The 17,960-nt window shown below is 67.6% G+C and carries 17 protein-coding genes; 7 read left to right on the top strand and 10 right to left on the bottom strand.

The features are described 5' to 3' along the window. Genes hutU through hutI form a run of 4 tightly spaced genes read right to left on the bottom strand, consistent with a single transcriptional unit; the run spans window position 1 to window position 5,259 of the window. Window positions 1-1,668, bottom strand: a complete 1,668-nt coding sequence (hutU, locus tag K4043_RS04070; protein WP_265308293.1) for a urocanate hydratase — start codon at window positions 1,666-1,668, stop codon at window positions 1-3. Further along, window positions 1,665-2,498, bottom strand: a complete 834-nt coding sequence (gene hutG, locus K4043_RS04065; protein WP_265308292.1) for an N-formylglutamate deformylase — start codon at window positions 2,496-2,498, stop codon at window positions 1,665-1,667. Before hutG ends, hutU begins: the two co-directional genes overlap by 4 nt. Beyond that, window positions 2,495-4,036 (bottom strand): histidine ammonia-lyase, encoded by a 1,542-nt coding sequence (gene hutH / locus K4043_RS04060; RefSeq protein ID WP_265308291.1) that lies wholly within the window; start codon window positions 4,034-4,036, stop codon window positions 2,495-2,497. Before hutH ends, hutG begins: the two co-directional genes overlap by 4 nt. A gap of 23 nt (window positions 4,037-4,059) precedes the next feature. Then, complete coding sequence (hutI, locus tag K4043_RS04055) at window positions 4,060-5,259, bottom strand: imidazolonepropionase (RefSeq protein ID WP_265308290.1); 1,200 nt, start codon at window positions 5,257-5,259, stop codon at window positions 4,060-4,062. Between the two features lie 63 nt (window positions 5,260-5,322). On the opposite strand from hutI, the gene K4043_RS04050 reads away from it, so the two are divergent. Together K4043_RS04050 and hutC are read left to right on the top strand one after the other, a co-directional pair. Beyond that, on the top strand, window positions 5,323-6,699 hold the full coding sequence (locus K4043_RS04050; protein WP_265308289.1) for a formimidoylglutamate deiminase: 1,377 nt from the start codon (window positions 5,323-5,325) through the stop codon (window positions 6,697-6,699). 27 nt (window positions 6,700-6,726) lie between these two features. Further along, window positions 6,727-7,455 carry a histidine utilization repressor gene (hutC, locus tag K4043_RS04045; RefSeq protein ID WP_123729625.1) on the top strand — a complete coding sequence of 243 codons (729 nt, stop codon included), beginning with the start codon at window positions 6,727-6,729 and terminating at the stop codon, window positions 7,453-7,455. A gap of 3 nt (window positions 7,456-7,458) precedes the next feature. Here the strand turns inward: hutC and K4043_RS04040 are convergent, their stop codons facing one another. From K4043_RS04040 to K4043_RS04030, 3 genes are all read right to left on the bottom strand, one after another. Then, window positions 7,459-8,445 carry a restriction endonuclease gene (locus K4043_RS04040; protein ID WP_265308288.1) on the bottom strand — a complete coding sequence of 329 codons (987 nt, stop codon included), beginning with the start codon at window positions 8,443-8,445 and terminating at the stop codon, window positions 7,459-7,461. Window positions 8,446-8,712: 267 nt separating this feature from the next. Beyond that, complete coding sequence (locus K4043_RS04035; RefSeq protein WP_123729623.1) at window positions 8,713-9,207, bottom strand: phasin family protein; 495 nt, start codon at window positions 9,205-9,207, stop codon at window positions 8,713-8,715. Between the two features lie 98 nt (window positions 9,208-9,305). Continuing rightward, entirely contained in the window at window positions 9,306-9,581 is a 276-nt protein-coding gene (locus K4043_RS04030) for a polyhydroxyalkanoic acid system family protein (protein WP_123729622.1), read from the bottom strand. A 121-nt stretch (window positions 9,582-9,702) separates the two neighbouring features. Between K4043_RS04030 and K4043_RS04025 the strand changes: the two genes are divergently transcribed. From K4043_RS04025 to aroA, 4 genes are all read left to right on the top strand, one after another. Beyond that, window positions 9,703-10,503: an FHA domain-containing protein gene (locus K4043_RS04025; RefSeq protein ID WP_265308287.1), complete on the top strand. Its 801-nt coding sequence runs from the start codon at window positions 9,703-9,705 to the stop codon at window positions 10,501-10,503. 252 nt (window positions 10,504-10,755) lie between these two features. Then, window positions 10,756-11,841: a 3-phosphoserine/phosphohydroxythreonine transaminase gene (serC, locus tag K4043_RS04020; protein ID WP_265308286.1), complete on the top strand. Its 1,086-nt coding sequence runs from the start codon at window positions 10,756-10,758 to the stop codon at window positions 11,839-11,841. Window positions 11,842-11,892: 51 nt separating this feature from the next. Beyond that, window positions 11,893-13,089, top strand: coding sequence for a prephenate dehydratase (pheA, locus tag K4043_RS04015; protein ID WP_123729619.1), 1,197 nt, complete (start codon window positions 11,893-11,895; stop codon window positions 13,087-13,089). 117 nt (window positions 13,090-13,206) lie between these two features. Next, complete coding sequence (gene aroA, locus K4043_RS04010; RefSeq protein ID WP_265308285.1) at window positions 13,207-14,520, top strand: 3-phosphoshikimate 1-carboxyvinyltransferase; 1,314 nt, start codon at window positions 13,207-13,209, stop codon at window positions 14,518-14,520. A 103-nt stretch (window positions 14,521-14,623) separates the two neighbouring features. On the opposite strand, the gene K4043_RS04005 is transcribed toward aroA, so the two are convergent. Then, window positions 14,624-15,202, bottom strand: a complete 579-nt coding sequence (locus K4043_RS04005; RefSeq protein WP_265308284.1) for an energy transducer TonB — start codon at window positions 15,200-15,202, stop codon at window positions 14,624-14,626. Window positions 15,203-15,350: 148 nt separating this feature from the next. After that, on the bottom strand, window positions 15,351-15,986 hold the full coding sequence (locus K4043_RS04000; RefSeq protein WP_123729616.1) for an energy transducer TonB: 636 nt from the start codon (window positions 15,984-15,986) through the stop codon (window positions 15,351-15,353). A 112-nt stretch (window positions 15,987-16,098) separates the two neighbouring features. Here K4043_RS04000 and serS point away from each other — a divergent pair, with 112 nt between their 5' ends. Further along, complete coding sequence (gene serS, locus K4043_RS03995; RefSeq protein WP_265308283.1) at window positions 16,099-17,379, top strand: serine--tRNA ligase; 1,281 nt, start codon at window positions 16,099-16,101, stop codon at window positions 17,377-17,379. Between the two features lie 126 nt (window positions 17,380-17,505). On the opposite strand, the gene K4043_RS03990 is transcribed toward serS, so the two are convergent. Beyond that, on the bottom strand, window positions 17,506-17,865 hold the full coding sequence (locus K4043_RS03990; RefSeq protein WP_265308282.1) for an SH3 domain-containing protein: 360 nt from the start codon (window positions 17,863-17,865) through the stop codon (window positions 17,506-17,508). Window positions 17,866-17,960: the final 95 nt, after the last annotated feature.

Genomic DNA, 17,960 nt, shown 5'->3' with positions numbered 1-17,960 from the left:
TCAGCCCAGAATCCCAGGCAGATCCAGCCCCTTTTCCTTCGCGCAGTCCACCGCGATCGCATACCCCGCGTCGGCATGCCGCATCACGCCCGTGGCCGGGTCGTTCCACAGCACGCGCGCGATGCGCTTGGCCGCCGCTTCGGTGCCGTCGCAGACGATGACCATGCCCGAATGCTGCGAGAAGCCCATGCCGACGCCGCCGCCGTGGTGCAGCGATACCCAGGTGGCACCGCTGGCGGTGTTGAGCAGGGCGTTGAGCAGCGGCCAGTCGGAGACGGCATCGGAGCCGTCCTGCATGGCCTCGGTTTCGCGGTTGGGCGAGGCGACGCTGCCCGAATCCAGATGATCGCGGCCGATCACCACCGGCGCCTTCAGCTCGCCATTGGCGACCATTTCGTTGAACGCCAGACCGAGTCGATCACGATCGCCCAGGCCGACCCAGCAGATGCGCGCGGGCAGGCCCTGGAACTTGATCTTCTCGGCGGCCATGTCCAGCCATCGGTGCAGGTGCGGGTTGTCCGGGATCAGCTCCTTGACCTTCGCATCGGTCTTGGCGATGTCCTCCGGATCGCCGCTCAGCGCGGCCCAGCGGAACGGGCCGATGCCGCGGCAGAACAGCGGGCGGATGTAGGCGGGCACGAAGCCGGGGAAGTCGAAGGCATCTTCCACGCCTTCTTCCAGCGCCATCTGGCGCAGGTTGTTGCCGTAGTCCACCGTCGGTACGCCGAGCGAGTGGAAACCGAGCATGGCGCGGATGTGGTTGGCCATCGATTCGCGTGCGGCCGCTTCCACTTCCTTCGGCGCGGAGACGCGCTTGGCGTCCCATTCTTCCACCGTCCAACCCTGCGGCAGGTAACCGTTGACCGGGTCGTGCGCGGAGGTCTGGTCGGTCAGCAGGTCCGGCTTCACGCCGCGGATCAGCAGCTCGTCGAGCACGTCGGCGACGTTGCCGAGCAGGCCGACCGAGAGCGGCTTCTTCGCGGTGCAGGATTCCTCGATCAGACGCAGCGCTTCGTCGAGGTCGTCGGTCCAGGTGTCCAGATACCCGGTGCGCAGGCGCATCTCGATGCTGCTCTTGCGGCATTCCACCGCCAGGCACGAGGCGCCGGCCATCACCGCGGCCAGCGGCTGCGCGCCGCCCATGCCGCCCAGCCCGCCGGTGAACAGCCATTTGCCGGCCAGGCTGCCGTTGTAATGCTGGCGGCCCATCTCCACGAACGTTTCGTAAGTGCCCTGCACGATGCCCTGGGCGCCGATATAGATCCAGCTGCCGGCGGTCATCTGGCCGTACATGGCCAGGCCCTTCTTATCGAGTTCGTTGAAGTGGTCCCAGTTGGCCCAGCGCGGCACCAGGTTGGAGTTGGCGATCAGCACGCGCGGGGCATCGACGTGGGTGCGGAACACGCCGACCGGCTTGCCGGACTGCACCAGCATGGTCTGGTCATCCTCGAGCCGCTGCAGGGTCTCGATGATCTTGTCGTAGCTCTCCCAGTCGCGCGCGGCGCGGCCGATGCCGCCGTAGACCACCAGCTCCTGCGGGCGCTCGGCCACGTCCGGGTGCAGGTTGTTCATCAGCATGCGCAGCGGGGCTTCGGTCAGCCAGCTCTTGCAGGTGAGTGTGGTGCCGGTCGGGGCGAGGATGGTGCGGGTGGAATCGAGACGGGTCATGCAGCACTCCGGGACGTAGCGAAGTCGAGACAGGCATCGAGCACCTGCTGCAGCGTGGCGCGCAGCGGGGCGGCGTGATCGGGATCCAATGGCGTGGGCCAGCTGTGCTCATCCACGGCCTCGGGCTCGTGCATGTAGCCGCGGCAGGCCAGCTCCATCTGCAGCGTGTGCACGCCGCCGGGGATGTCGCTGTAATGGCGGGTGATGTAGCCGCCCTTGAAGCGGCCGTTGCGCACATGGCTCATGCCGCTCATCGCACACAGGTTGTCGACCACATCGGTCAGGGCGTTGTCGCAGGTGGTATCGCCGTTGGTACCGAGGTTGAACTGCGGCAGCTGGCCATCGAACAGGTGCGGGATGTGCGAGCGGATCGAGTGCGCGTCATACACCACCACGGTGCCGTGCAGGGCACGCAGGCGCGCGATCTCCGCGGCGAGGGCGTCGTGGTAGGGCGCGAACCAGGTATCGCGGCGGCGCGCGATCTCCGCCTCGTCCGGGCCGTGGCCATCGCGGTACAGCGGCTGGTTGTCGAAGGTGGTCAGCGGGCACAGGCCGGTGGTGTTCTGGCCCGGGTACAGCGAGGTGCCGCTGGGGTCGCGATTGACGTCGATGACCGAGCGCGACACCGCGGTGCGCACCGTCGTGGCGCCCATCTGCTGCGCGAAACCGTACAGCTCATGCACCCACCAGTCGGCGTCGCGGCGGGCCAGCCACGGCGACACGAACTGCGCGGCCAGTGCATCGGGCAGCTCGGTGCCGGTGTGCGGGAAGCTGACGATCAACGGCACATCGCCGCGGTGGATCTGCAGCCAATCCGGTTGGGTCGTCATGCCAGCGGCTCCAACGGCGGCAGGATGTCAGCCAGCCCCTCAGCCAGCACACCACTGCGCACCAGGTCGGTCGCGGCCACCATGTCCGGGTGGAAGTAACGGTCGTCTTCCAGCGTCGGCACCTGCGCGCGCAGGCGCTGGCGCACCGCTTCCAGTGCATCGCTGGAGCGCAGCGGGGCATGGAAATCGCAGCCCTGTGCAGCGGCGAGCAGCTCGATGCCGATCACGTTGGCCGCGTTCTCGGCCATCGCCATCAGACGGCGCGCACCGTGTGCGGCCATCGAGACGTGGTCTTCCTGGTTGGCCGAGGTCGGGATCGAGTCGACGCTGGCCGGGTAGGCGCGCTGCTTGTTTTCCGAGACCAGCGCTGCGGCAGTGACCTGCGGAATCATGAAGCCGGAATTCAAGCCGGGCTTCGGGGTGAGGAACGCGGGCAGCCCGGACAGGGCCGGGTCGACCAGCATTGCGGTGCGGCGCTCGCTGATCGAGCCGATCTCGCACACGGCCATCGCCAGCATGTCCGCCGCGAAAGCGACCGGCTCGGCGTGGAAGTTGCCACCGCTCAGCGCCTCGTTGGTATCGGTGAACACCAGCGGATTGTCGGACACGCCGTTGGCTTCGATCGCCAGCGTGGTGGCGGCCTGGCGCATCACGTCGAACGCGGCGCCCATTACCTGCGGCTGACAGCGCAGGCAGTACGGATCCTGCACGCGCACGTCGTTGTCGCGGTGCGATTCGCGGATCGCCGAGCCCTGCATCAGGGTGCGCAGCGCGGCGGCGGTGGCGATCTGTCCGCGCTGGCCACGGATGCTGTGGATGCGCGGGTCGAACGGGGTGTCAGAGCCCTTGGCCGCTTCCACCGACAGCGCGCCGGTGACCAGCGCCGCGCGGAACACGGTATCGATCGCGAACAGACCGGCCAGTGCATAGGCGGTGGAGTACTGGGTGCCGTTGAGCAGGGCCAGGCCTTCCTTCGCGCCCAGCACCAGCGGGGCCAGGCCGACCTTGGTCAGCGCCTCGGCCGCCGGCAGGCGCTCGCCCGCCACGAAGGCTTCGCCGACGCCGATCATCACGCTGGCCAGGTGCGAAAGCGGAGCCAGATCGCCGGAGGCACCGACCGAGCCCTGGCATGGAATTACCGGAATGAAGTCGTGCTGCAGGAAGGCTTCCAGCAAGGCCAGCGTCTGCGGGCGGATACCGGAGGCGCCCTGCGCCAGGCTGGCCAGCTTCAACGCCATCATCAGGCGCACCACGGGGGCCGGCATGGGCTCGCCGACGCCGGCCGCATGCGAGAGCACGATATTGCGCTGCAGGGTTTCCAGGTCGTCGCGCTCGATGCGCACGCTGGCCAGCTTGCCGAAGCCAGTGTTGATGCCGTACACCGGAGCGCCCTTGGCGACGATGTCGGCCACGGTCTGCGCACTGCGCAGCACCGCCTCGGCCGAGGCCGGGTCCAGCCGCACCCGCGCGCCGTCATGGATCGCGCGCCATTGCGCCAGCGTGACGGCGCCGGGGTGCAGGGTCAGGGTAGTGCTCATGAAATCTCCAGACATCACTAGATTCAAACGGGTTGGCCGCGCATCACGCGGCCGTGCAGGGGGTTGAAGCCCATGCGGTAGACGAGGTCGGCAGGCGCCTCGATGTCCCACAGGGCGAGATTGCAGTCCAGGCCGACGGCGAGCCGGCCGATCCGGTCCTGCCGACCAAGGGCGCGTGCCGCTTCACGGGTGAAGCCGGCGATGCACTCCGCCACCGTCATGCGGAACAGGGTGGCGGCCATGTTCATCGCCAGTAGCGGGCTGGTCAGCGGCGACGTGCCGGGATTGGAATCGGTGGCCAGCGCCAGCGGCACGCCGGCCGCGCGCAGGTCGGCGATCGGGGGCAGGGTGGTATCGCGGGTGAAATAGAACGCGCCCGGCAGCAGCACGGCCACGGTGCCGGCGCTGCGCATGGCGGCGATGCCGTCGGCATCGAGGTGTTCGATATGGTCGGCCGACAGTGCGCCGTGACGTGCCGCCAGGGCGGCACCGTGCTGATTGCTGAGCTGCTCGGCATGGATCTTGATCGCCAGCCCGTGTTGCTGCGCGGCGACGAAGACCTGCTCGGCCTGCGCGGCGCTGAAGGCGATGTTCTCGCAGAACACGTCCACCGCCTCGGCCAGCCCTGCCGCCGCGACGGCAGGAATCATGACCTTGCAGACCTCGTCGATGTACTCCTGCGCTTCGCGGCCCGGCGGGATCGCATGCGCGCCCAGGAAGGTCGGCACGATCTCGACCGCGCGCTGGCGGCCCAGTTCGCGCGCGACGGTCAGCTGCTTGGTCTCGTCAGCCAGGGTCAACCCGTAACCGGATTTGATTTCGAGCGTGGTGATGCCTTCGGCCAGCATGGCATCCAGCCGGGGCAGGCTGGCGGCGAGCAGGTCGGCCTCGCTGGCGGCGCGGGTGGCGCGCACGGTGGAGACGATGCCGCCGCCGGCGCGGGCGATGTCGGCATAGCTCACGCCCTGCAGGCGCTGCTCGAACTCGCCCGCGCGGTTGCCGGCATAGACCAGGTGGGTGTGGCAGTCGATCAGACCGGGGCTGATCCAGCGCCCGGCGCAGTCGATGCGCTGGGCGGGCTGCAGGTGATCGGCAGAACCGGCCGCACCGACATGCACGATGCGCCCATCGGTCGCGGCGACGATGCCATCCTCGATCACGCCGAGGCCCGGGCCATCGACGGTGATCAGGTTGGCGTGGTACCAGAGGGTGTCACAGTGCATGGCAGCAACCACATCGGTGTATATGTCTATACAATATAGGCGCCTCTTCCGGGATGTCCAGTGATGCCAGCCACGCCCGCACCGATCCTTTGTTTCCACGCTGCCCACGCGCTGCTGCCACACGGCTGGGCGCGCGACGTGCGCATCCTCAGCCAGGGTGGCACGCTCCTCGAGGTGACCGAAGGTGTGTCAGCCGCGCCGGGCGATACCCCATTGGCGATCGCGCTGCCCGGTCTGGGCAACCTGCACAGCCACGCTTTCCAGCGCGGCATGGCCGGACTGACCGAGATCGGCGGCAACAGCGGCGACAGCTTCTGGAGTTGGCGTGAGCTCATGTACCGCTTCCTGGCGCATCTGCAACCCGAGGCCATGCAGGCGATCGCCGAGCAGGCCTATGTGGAAATGCTGGAATCCGGCTTCACCCGGGTCGGCGAGTTCCACTATCTGCACCATGGCCCGGACGGCGTGCCGTATGCCAACCGTGCCGAGATGGCCGACCGTATCGCGGCCGCCGCCCACTCGAGTGGCATCGGCCTGACCTTGTTGCCGGTGTTCTACGCGCATGCCGATTTCGGTGGCGCCGCGCCGAACCCGGCCCAGCGCCGTTTGATCCACGACGTCGACGGCTTTGCCGAGCTGCTGCAGCGCTGCACGCGCGCGCTGCAGGGCCAGGACGATGCGGTGCTCGGTTTCGCCCCGCACAGCCTGCGCGCGGTGACCGGCGAGGAACTGTCGGCGCTGCTGCCGCTCACCACCGGGCCCGTCCACATCCACATCGCCGAACAGACCCGCGAGGTCGATGCCTGCGTCGCTTGGAGCGGCATGCGCCCGGTGCAGTGGCTGTACGAACACGCGCCGGTGGATGCGCGCTGGTGTCTGGTGCATGCCACCCACATCACCGAGGCGGAGATGCAGCAGATCGTGGCCAGCCGTGCGGTGGCCGGGCTGTGCCCGATCACCGAGGCGAACCTGGGCGACGGCCTGTTCCCGGTGCAGGCCTTCGCGCGTGCCGGTGGCCGGTTCGGCGTGGGCTCGGATTCCAACGTGCTGATCGACGCGGCCGAAGAGCTGCGCCTGCTCGAGTACGGCCAGCGCCTGCAGCTGCGCGGGCGCAACGTGCTGGCTCCGGGCGATGGGCAGTCCACCGGCCGCTGGCTGTACGAACAGTCGTTGAACGGTGCTGCGCAGGCCCTGGGCGTGGCCACCGGGCTGCAGGCAGGTGCACCGGCCGATCTCGTCGAACTCGATCCGGACCACCCGGCGCTGATCGCCCGCGACGGCGATGCCTTGCTTGACAGCTGGGTGTTCGCCGCACGTAATGGCGCCGTGCGATCGGTGTGGCGCCAAGGGCGCCAGTTGGTCCGTGATGGTCGCCACCCGCAACGCGAGGCGGTGGCCGCACGGTTCGCCGCGGCACTTCGACCGTTGTTGAGGGTCTGATCCGACCCTCCCATGCAGGAATCCAGAGTGACGGGCAAGAAAGCAGCAACCCTCAATCAGCGCATCCGTGCTGATCTGGAAAGCCGCATCCTCAGTGGACAGTGGGAGCCTGGCTTCCGCATCCCCTACGAACACGAACTGATGGAGCAGTACGGCTGCTCGCGGATGACCGTGAACAAGGTGCTGACTGCACTGGCCGAGAGCGGCATGATCGAACGCCGCCGGCGTGCGGGCTCATTTGTCGCGCGCCAGCCGCCGCACCTGGAACAGGTGGCGCTGGAGATTCCCGACATCGCGATGGCGGTGCAGGCGCGTGGCCATGTGTATGGCTACCAGTTGCTGGAGCGCGCCTACCGGCTGCCGCGTGAGCACGTGGCCGAAGAAACCGCGCTGTCCGGCAGTGAGAAGTTGCTGGCGATCCGCTGCCTGCATCTGGCCGATGGCCGGCCGCTGGCGCTGGAGCACCGCTTGATCAGCCCGGTCGGCGTGCCGGAGGTGCTGGAGGTGGATTTCGAGACCACGGCACCGGGCAGCTGGCTGTTGCAGAACGTCTCCTGGACGCGCGCGCAGCATCGGATCAGTGCCTGGGGCGCGGATGAGGCGGCAGCGACGCTGCTGCAGGTCAAACCCGGCACAGCGTGCCTGGTCATCGACCGCCTCACCTGGCGCGGCGAGCAGCCGATCACCTGCGTGCGGCAGATGTTCCTGGGCGATGCCTACGATCTGGTTGCCCGGTTCTCGCCAGGCGCGCGCTGAGCCTTACAGCGTGGTGCACTGCCGCCAGCGGACCGGCTCATCCACGCCCGGGCGCGGGTTGAGCTGGATGCGCACCGTGCGCAGCGCCGGGTAGCGGGTGACTTCATCGCAGATCAGCGGCCAGATCGCCTCGATCTCGCCGGTGCGGTTGATCGCCAGCGTCTGGCGGGTCAGCCAGATGCCACTGGCCACGCCGGGATGGGTGGCGACCTTGCGCGACAATTCCTGCTGATAGCGGTCCAGCGTGGCGTTGTCCGGGTTCGCTTCCATTGCAGACAGGGGGTCATCGGCAGCGCGATTTTCAGCGGTCCCAGTGGCTACCGGGGCTGGCGTCGCAGCCGCAGTGGGCGGTGCGTCGGCCGTGGCGGTTTCGTCGTTGGCCCATTCCTTTTCCAGCCCGGCGGTCAGCGAGCCCAGCCCGACCATCAGGCCCAACGTCGCCGCGCCCAGTGCCGCGATCGAGATACGCCGAAGCGCCTCGCCACGGGCACCGGCCTCGACACGGGCTTCCATGTCGCCCGGCAGATAGGGCTTCAACAACGGCCACAGCAGCGGGCCATCGAGAACCTCGACGCTCTGCTTTTCAGCAGCGCTGCGACCGTCGCGCTCAACCTTGCCTTCGGTGATCAGGATGCCGCCACGGGCACCGGCCAGGCGCGCGGCGGCGCCCAGCTCGTTCACTGCCGCCGTGCCGATCCGGTAGGCGCGGCCATGCTTGCAGGAGAGCAGCCAGCGCTGCGGACCGTCGTGCATCAGGAAATCGCTGCGCGGTTCGCGGCTGTCGGCGGTCTCTTCCGGCACATCCTGCAGGCCGCGTTGCTCGTGCATCGCCCGCCGGACGATCAGGGAAAACTCGCGCCAGTGCATGCCCGCCAAGGCATTCAGGCCAAGCTGGGTCTCCTTCTGCTTCCGTTTGATCAGCCACAAGTAGGCCGTGGCCAGGAACCAGACGATGAGGGCCAACAGCAGGGCCAGAATCCAGGAGAGCATGCAGGGGGATATGAACAGGGAAGTGCGATAGACAGTTTATATGCGCCTTTGCACGTCTGCGGCGCGTCGTTTTTGCACTGGCCGTGCGTCGGGTGGTCACGTCGGTGACGGCCGTCTCACTTTGGACGATCCGCGGATCGAGAGCCCACAAAAAACCCGCCAATCCAGAGCCGTGAAGGGAGGGAACAAACGGCGGTGGAAGCGATTGGCGGGTCGGTTTCGATTGTCAACAAAGTTGTGCTGCTTTGCAACAATCGACGGAGGCGGTCAGGCGTCGGAGGTCGGCGACTGGTGAGTGCCCGGGGACGGCGCACCTGACGGCGAGGCATTGCGGGCCTCGGCACGGTTGACCCGGGTGTTGAGTGCGTCGATCCGGGCATTGAGCGCGGCGACGTCCTCGGCGGTCGGGATGTGCAGGCGCTTGAGCACGCCCTGGACCCGATCATCGAACGCCTTCTCCACCTTGTCCCAGGTGCCGCTGGCCTTTTCGCGGGCCTCGCCGAGGTGTTCTTCGACATTGTCGCGCCAGCGCGGCGTATCGCCGGTCTGCTCGCGGTTGCGGGCCTCGATGTTCTCGCCTTCCTTGACCAGGTTGTCGAAGACACGGCTGCCTTCGGCCTGCGCACGCCCGAAGGCGCCCAGGCCGGCCAGCCAGATCTGCTGGGCCGAATCGGTCAGCTTGCGCGAGAAGCGCTCGGCCTGATCCTGCAGCGAGGGCTTCTCGCCGGGGATGCGATCGTCGAAATCGTTGGGTGCATTCATGGGGCGATCCCTTGGGTGGACACCCTTGGATCGTATGCATCGCCGGCTTCAAGCGATGTGATGGCCGACGCCGTTGTGGCGCCGGGCCGGACGTCGGTTCAGCCGAGCTTTTCCTTGAGCACGCGCTGGATCTCGCTTTCCACCATGCCCTTCATGGCCGACAGCAGGAAGCCGAGCTTGGCGGTGACCTGCACCTGGCCGGGCTGCAGCGCGATCGCGCCATCCACGCCGGAGCCGTTGAAGTTCAGCACATCGCCCACCCAGTTGGACTCCAGGCCGAAACGTTCAGACAGTTTGGCGGCGACTTCTTCGATGGCTTTGCGCGCATTTTCGGCGGGCAGGGTGTGGGCGTGACGGATATCGATGGTGGACATACAGCCTCCTGGCGGACAACAGCGCGGATTTGGGCGTGCATTGTGCGCATCCTCAGGCACAACTCCAAGGTCTGCGTCACACTTCTTCTTCCCTGACATTCAACCTGCTAGGCTGCGCCGCGTGCAGAACCTGCTAGTTCACTTTACTCAACGCCAACATCCCGACCAGCCCCTGCGGCCCGGGGTGCAGCGCATCGTGCGTCATGCATCGGGCACCGTCCGGCTTGGCGATGACACGCCCGGCACCTTGTTGCTGGCCCAGTTCTGCCTGGACGACCGTGGCCTGTGGCTGCAGGTCGCCAACGGGATCCGTGGCATCCACGTCAACGGCCGCCCGGTGCGCCGGATGGCGCTGCTGCGCGCCGGTGACGCTGTCTACGCCGATGGCGTGGAGATGGTGGTGCAGGGCGATTGCGAGGCTGTCGTCCATGCGCCCCCGCGCAGCGATGATGGCGGCGACGACCAGCGCCTGTTGCGCGGGGTCGGCGGCCAGCACCACGGGCGCAGCTTCACCCTGGATCGCCCGCGCGTGATCGGGCGGGGGCCGGAGGCGGACATCGTCATCGACGACCCTGCCTTCGCCGAACAGCACGCCCGCCTGGAGCAGCACGGCGAGCGTCTGCTGCTGCGCGATCTGGGCGCCGGCGAGTCGACGCGGGTCAATGGCATCACCGTTCGCCATTGCTGGCTGCAGCCCGGCGACCAGCTGGTCTTCGATGCCCAGCACCGCTTCGTGCTCGAAGTGCCGCACGACGGCCGCAAGCGCATCATGATCGAAGAAGAGGACGATGGCTTCGACGCACGTCAGCGCCCGGAACCGGTGGCTGCGCCCAAGCGGGTGAGCCGCTGGCCGTGGCTGCTGGCCAGTGCGTTGCTGCTGGCCGCAGCGCTCAGCGGGCTGCTCTGGTTCGGGGCGCGGTAAACGTCATCGCATCCGCGCTGACGCCCCGTGATTTGCTACGCAAACCACGGGCCCCCGCGTGACATTGCTTCCAGACCCCGCCGCGTCGCGGCGCCCCCTGACTCAGGGGGCTCGCCTCCAGACATATGGCGGTGGCTCTGGCAGACAGCCGGGCCCTGGATAGATTCGTTTGCAACCAAATTCGCCTTGTCCTGCAAGGCCTAAAGGCTGGTGCGCTGCGGCATACTAGGGGTCTTGCCTCATAGGTGTGACATGACGCGCGCGTTCAATTTCAGTGCCGGCCCTGCAACGTTGCCGGAATCGGTCCTGCGCCAGGCGCAGGAAGAGATGTTGGAGTGGAACGGCGCGGGCGCCTCCATTGTCGAAATGAGCCACCGCGGCCCGGAGTTCATGGCCGTCGCCGCCCAGGCCGAGGCCGATCTGCGTCGCCTGATCGGCATCCCGGACGACTACGCGGTGATGTTCCTGGCCGGTGGCGCCACCACCCAGCAGGCTCTGCTCGCGCTCAACTTCGCCCAGCCTGGCCAGACCGTGGATTACGTGCTCACCGGGCACTGGGGCAAGACCGCGATCAAGCAGGTCAGCCCTTACGTCACGGTCAACGTCGCCGCGAGCAGCGAAGCCAACGGCTTCCACGACATCCCGGCGCGCGCCCGCTGGCAGCTCTCCGATGACGCGGCCTACGTGCACATCACCGCCAACGAAACCATCCACGGGGTCGAGTTCCGTGACACCCCGGACGTGGGCGAGGTGCCGCTGTTCGCCGATTTCAGCTCTTCGATCGCCAGCGAGCCGCTGGATGTCAGCAGGTACGGCCTGATCTATGCCGGCGCGCAGAAGAACCTGGGCCCGGTCGGCGTGTCGGTGGTGATCGTGCGCCGCGACCTGCTCGAGCGCAGCGGCCAGCCGCGCGCGGACATCTTCGATTACCGCTCGCACGTCGCCCGCGATTCCATGCTCAACACCCCGCCCACCTGGAACTGGTACCTGGCCGGGCTGGTGTTCCAGTGGATGCTGGCCGAAGGCGGCGTGGAGGAATTCGCGCGCCGCAATGCGGTCAAGTCGGGCCTGATCTACGGGGCGATCGACCAGTCCGGCGGTTTCTACCGCAATGAGGTCGTGCCGGCCGCACGCTCGCGCATGAACATCCCGTTCTTCCTGCCAGACGACACGCTCACTACGCGTTTCGTCAGTGAATCCAAAGCGGCCGGCCTGCTGGCGCTGAAGGGTCACAAGGCGGTCGGCGGCATCCGCGCCTCGTTGTACAACGCCATGCCGGTGGAGGGCGCGCAGGCGCTGGCCGCTTTCATGCGCGATTTCCAGCAGCGCAACGGCTGACGCATTCGTTTTTCCCGGGGCGCTCGCCGCCCCACTGCATTTGGAACCCAGATGGCCACCAAACCCGCCAAGCCCAAGGCCGCCAAGCCGGCGCCGACCCCGCCCAAGGGGGCTGCCCCCGCGAAGAAGGCCAAGGCCGCCAAGCGCGGCGCCGCGCCGGCCGTTGCCGCGCCCGTGCTGTCGGACGTGCGCGCCAAGATCGACCATATCGACCGCAGCATCCAGGCGCTGATCGCCGAGCGCGCCAACTTCGCCCACCAGGTCGGCAAGGCCAAGGGCAAGCTCGCTGCCGCCGTGGATTACTACCGCCCCGAGCGCGAAGCGCAGGTGCTGCGCATGGTGGTGGACCGCAACGAAGGCCCGCTCAGCGATGAAGTGCTGGTCCACGTCTATCGCGAAATCATGTCGGCCTGCCTGGCCCAGCAGGAGCCGCTGAAGATCGGCTACCTCGGTCCGGAAGGTACCTTCAGCCAGCAGGCGGTGCTCAAGCATTTCGGCCGCTCCGCGCTGGGCCTGCCATTGGCCAGCATCGAAGAAGTGTTCCAGGAAGTGGAAGCGGGCAACGCCGATTTCGGCGTGGTGCCGGTGGAGAACTCGGGGCAGGGCACCATCCAGATCACCCTGGACATGTTCCTGACCTCCAACCTGAAGATCTGCGGCGAAGTGGAACTGCGCGTGCAGCAGTACCTGATGTCGCGCAGTGGCCGGCTGGAGGATGTCGAGCGTGTCTACGGCCACCCGCAGTCGTTCATGCAGACCTCCTCGTGGCTGCGTGCCAATCTGCCCAAGGCCGAGAAGGTGCCGGTCTCCAGCAATGCCGAAGGTGCGCGCCGCGCGCGCAATGCCGATGACGCCGCCGCGATCGGTGGCGAGAGCGCCGGGCATGTGTACGGCCTGAAGAAGGTCGTGACCAAGCCGATCCAGAACGACGCGGACAACACCACGCGTTTCCTGGTCATCGGCCGCAACATCTTCCCGACCTCCGGCCATGACCGTACCTCGGTGCTCGTGTTCATCCACGACAAGCCCGGTGCGCTGTTCGACGTGCTCAGCCCGTTCGCGCGGCATGGCATCAGCATGAACCGGATCGAGTCGCGGCCCTCGCACAACGCCAAGTGGGAGTACGGCTTCTTCATCGATCTGGCCGGCCATGTCGAGGACGACGCGATGCAGGCGGCCCTGGCCGAACTGAAAGCCCACTCGGCGCAGATCAAGATCCTCGGCTCCTATCCGGTCGCCGTGCCCTGATCCGAACGGCGTAGCCGCCTCGCGCGCTACGCCCGGCCCGGCGCCCGTGTGGGCGCTGCGGCCCCTCCCGCACACCGTTGCATCGCCGCCGCGGCGGCCCGCCCCATAGGATTTCCGATGACCGCATCTCCGTACTGGATCGCCCGCAAGGGCCAGCCCCTGCAGGGCAGCCTGACCATTCCCGGCGACAAGTCCGTCTCGCATCGCTCGGTGATGTTTGCCGCGCTGGCCGATGGCGTGTCGCGCATCGATGGCTTCCTGGAGGGCGAAGACACGCGCGCCACCGCCGCGATTTTCTCGCAGATGGGCGTGCGCATTGAAACGCCGTCGCCCTCGCAGCGCATCGTGCACGGCGTCGGCGTGGATGGCCTGAAGGCACCGGGCGCCCCGCTGGATTGCGGCAATGCCGGCACCGGCATGCGTCTGCTGGCCGGGCTGCTGGCTGCACAACCGTTTGACTCGGTGATGGTCGGCGATGAATCGCTGTCGCGCCGCCCGATGCGCCGCGTGACCGGTCCGCTGGCCGAGATGGGCGCGAAGATCGATACCGAGGCCGATGGCACGCCGCCGCTGCGCGTGCATGGCGGCCAGGCGCTGCACGGCATCGCGTTCGCCTCGCCGGTGGCCAGCGCGCAGGTCAAATCCGCCGTGCTGCTGGCCGGTCTGTATGCCGATGGCGAAACGTCTGTCACCGAGCCGCACCCGACCCGCGATTACAGCGAACGCATGCTGCGCGCGTTCGGCGTGGATATCGAGTTCTCCCCGGGCAAGGCACGCCTGCGTGGCGGCCAGCGCCTGCGCCCGACCGATATCGTGGTGCCGGCCGATTTCTCCTCGGCGGCGTTCTTCCTGGTGGCGGCGAGCGTGATTCCGGGTTCCGAGCTGCGCCTGCGTGCGGTGGGCCTCAACCCGCGCCGTACCGGGCTGCTGGCGGCGCTGCGCCTGATGGGCGCGGACATCACCGAAGAAAACCATGCCGAGCAGGGTGGGGAAGCGGTGGCCGATCTGGTGGTGCGCTACGCACCGCTGCACGGTGCCGAGATTCCCGAAGCGCTGGTGCCGGACATGATCGATGAGTTCCCGGCCTTGTTCGTCGCGGCGGCAGCGGCGCAGGGCCACACCGTGGTGCGCGGTGCGGCCGAACTTCGGGTCAAGGAATCGGATCGTCTGGCTGCGATGGCAACCGGCCTGCGCACCCTGGGCGTGCAGGTGGATGAGACCGATGACGGCGCGACGATCCACGGCGGCGCCGTGCTTGGCAGCGGCACCATCGAGAGCCACGGCGATCACCGCATCGCGATGGCCTTCGCGATTGCCGGCCAGCTCAGCAGCGGCGAGGTGCGGGTAAACGACATCGCCAATGTGGCGACGTCCTTCCCGGACTTCGATGGCCTGGCGACCGGTGCGGGTTTCGGGCTTCGCGCCGGCTGAGGTAGCGCCGGGTTCGGTCCGGCTCCTTGCGGCACAAAGAAATGCGGCGCAAAAAAAGGGAGGCCATTGGCCTCCCTTTTCGTTCCCGCTTCAGCGCATCACGTTAGCGCTCGGTACGGAAATCCACCGGAACGCGCACCACGCTCGCCACCGCGCGGCCGTTATTCATGGCCGGCTCGAACTTCCAGTCGCGCACGGTGGTCAGCACGGCGCGATCCAGATCGCGGTCACGCGTACCGGTGCGCTGCACGATGCTGGCATCGGTCACCTGGCCACGGGTATCCACGTTGAGGCTGGCCACCACGCTGCCCTGCACGCCGCTGCGCAGCGCGGTGCGGGGGTAGGCCGGCTTGGCATTGCTCGCCAGCGGGCGGGCCTCACGGTTGCGCACGGCCGGCGTCGTCTTGCGCTGCTCGGCGGCCGGTGCCGCCTGTCGCGCAGCCGGGGCAGGCGCGGTCGCCACGGGGGCGGTCTCGGTGGCCGGCAACATGCGCTGGCCCACCGGCGCGTCATTCGTATCGCCCGGGGTGGCATAGCGCAGCCATACCAGTGCGGCGGCGAACATCGCCACGATCAACGCCACCCACAACCAGGGCGAGGTGCGGCGATGGTGAGGTTCATCGATCACGTCGCGCTGATGCTGCGGCGAATGGGGCATGTCCGGGGCATGGGTAACACTCATGGCTGACTCCTGGTGTCGATGTGACACTCGCAGTCTTGCCCGTGACCGGTTGTGGATGTGTCAGCGCAACGTCAACGCGACGACTGCATTCCCATCGAGGTTCAGTTTGCTGAGCCGTTGCACAATCGCCGCACGTGGCGGCGATGAATCACTGCGGCGTGAAGTCGAACGGCACTTCCAGGCTGCCAGGTACTGGCACACCGTTGTTCTGCGCCGGCTGGAAACGCCAGCGACGCACCGCATCGGACGCCGCGCGGTCAAGGTCGCGTGAACCGCTGCGCTGGATCAACGTCACGGCCGAGGGATAGCCAGTGGCGTCCACATCCACGCGCACCACTACCGTCCCACTGTCACCGCGGCGCAAGGCGGCCGGCGGGTAATTCGGCGGCGGCGACTGGTCGGCGATCGGCTGCGGGCGGTCGCTCGGCGCCATCGCGGTGGGGGTAGCCGGTGCGGCAGGTGCCGCCGGGGCGGCCGGCGGTGGCGGCGGGGCCGTCTCGACCAGCTGCGGCTTTTCCTCGTTGGCTGGCGGGGCCTTGGCGTCGGGCATGTCGCTGGAGCCGGCGGCAGCAGCCAACGGCTCGGGCAGCGGTACCACCTCGGCCACCTGGGCAGGGGTCTGCGCGGCCGGGTCGGCCTTGTAGAAGTCGTTGTTGCGGCTGCTCAGCCATACCACCAGGAACAGCAGCAGGCCCACGCCGAAGGCGATCGCGGCGATCACGAGGCTGCGGCGGGGCAGGTGGAAGGTGATGTTCTTGCCAGAAGTCGAGCGGGAAGCAGACATGGGGCATACCGTATGGATCACCGCGATTCTGCCACGCCCGGGATGAACCGGCGGCAGAAAAACGCATAACAGGCGATAATCCCCCTCCGAATCCGTAGACCCCTCTGCCGCCATGCTCGATCCAGCCCTGCTCCGCCAACAGCCCGCCGACCTTGCCGAACGCCTGCGCTCCTCGCGCGGCTTCGAGCTGGATGTCTCCGGGCTGGAGTCGCTGGAAGCCGATCGCAAGCGTATCCAGGTGCGCACGCAGGAGCTGCAGAGCCTGCGCAACAGTCGTTCCAAGGCCATCGGCCAGGCCAAGGCCAAGGGCGAAGATGTCTCGGCGATCATGGCCGAGGTGGCCGCGTTCGCCGATGAGCTGAAGGCCTCGGAAGTGGCCCTGGATGAGCTGCGCGAGAAGATCGAAGCGATCGCGCTGGGCATTCCGAACCTGCCGGCCGAGGATGTGCCGGCCGGCAAGGATGAATCCGAGAATGTCGAACAGAAGCGCTGGGGCACCCCGCGCGCGTTCGATTTCCCGGTGCTTGACCACGTCGAGCTGGGCGCCCGCAACCGCTGGCTGGATGGTGAGACCGCCGCCAAGCTGTCCGGCTCGCGTTTCACCGTGCTGCGTGGCCCGATCGCGCGCCTGCACCGTGCGCTGGCGCAGTTCATGCTCGATCTGCACACCGGCGAGCATGGCTATGAGGAAACCAATGTGCCGGCGCTGGTCAATGCCGAGTCGCTGCGTGGTACCAGCCAGCTGCCGAAGTTCGAGGACGACCTGTTCAAGACCGCCGTTGGAGATTCCACGCGCTACCTGATCCCGACCTCGGAAGTGCCGCTGACCAACATCGTGCGCGATGAGATCATCGACGCCGAGCAGCTGCCGCTGCGCATGACCGCCCATTCGCTGTGCTTCCGTGCCGAAGCCGGCAGCGGTGGCCGCGACGTGCGCGGCATGATCCGGCAGCATCAGTTCGAGAAGGTGGAACTGGTCGCCGCGTGCACCCCGGCGCAGAGCGATGAAGAACACCAGCGCATGACCCGCTGCGCGGAAGTGGTGCTGGAAAAGCTCGGCCTGCCGTATCGCAAGGTGCTGCTGTGCACCGGCGACATGGGTTTCTCGGCGATCAAGACCTACGACCTGGAAGTGTGGCTGCCCTCGCAGGACACCTACCGCGAGATTTCCTCGTGCTCGAACTGCGGGGATTTCCAGGCGCGCCGCATGCAGGCCCGCTGGCGCAACCCGGAAACCAGCAAGCCCGAACTGCTGCACACGCTCAACGGCTCCGGCGTGGCGGTTGGCCGCGCGATGATCGCGGTGATGGAGAACTACCAGAACGCCGACGGCAGCATCACCGTGCCGGATGCGCTCAAGCCCTACATGGGCGGTGTCGAGATCATCGGTTGATCCAGCGCTGTGACCGTACGAGAAAACCCGCCGGAAGGCGGGTTTTTTGTTGGCGCCCGGTAGAGCCACCCCATGGGTGGCTGCAGGTTACGCATGACCGGTACGGCAGCCACCCATGGGGTGGCTCTACCGGGGCGTCAGCGGCGCCAATACGCCCAACGGCACCCAACCAGACGTATCACCGCCCACCACCTCGCACCACAGCCAGCCATTGAGCACGCGCTCCCCCCGCACGTGTTGGCCCACGTCCACATCCAGCTCGCGCGCGCAGTACGCCTCGGCTGCCACGGCATCGCCCTGGATGTTCCTGCCGATCACCTGTGCGGGCACCCAGCCGGCCTCCTGCCCGGGCGTCTGGCACAGATACCAGTTGTCCCACCCTTCCGGCCCTTGATAACGCTCGCCGACCTGCAGTGCGTCGCCGGGGTGCAGGGCGATCGGGTGCGGGAACTCACTTCGGTGTGCTTCGGTGACGCGGTAGTCCATGTGGATGGGTCCGTCTACAAAGGGCTCAGCTTACCGGCCATGCATCGAACGCCGTAGGGCTGAACGCGTCAGTTGAATGGCTTCCCGGAAAGCGC

This window comes from Stenotrophomonas sp. SRS1 (assembly GCF_026130205.1).
Classification (GTDB): Bacteria; Pseudomonadota; Gammaproteobacteria; order Xanthomonadales; family Xanthomonadaceae; genus Stenotrophomonas; species Stenotrophomonas rhizophila_B.
This window is presented reverse-complemented; position numbering and strand designations above follow the sequence as displayed.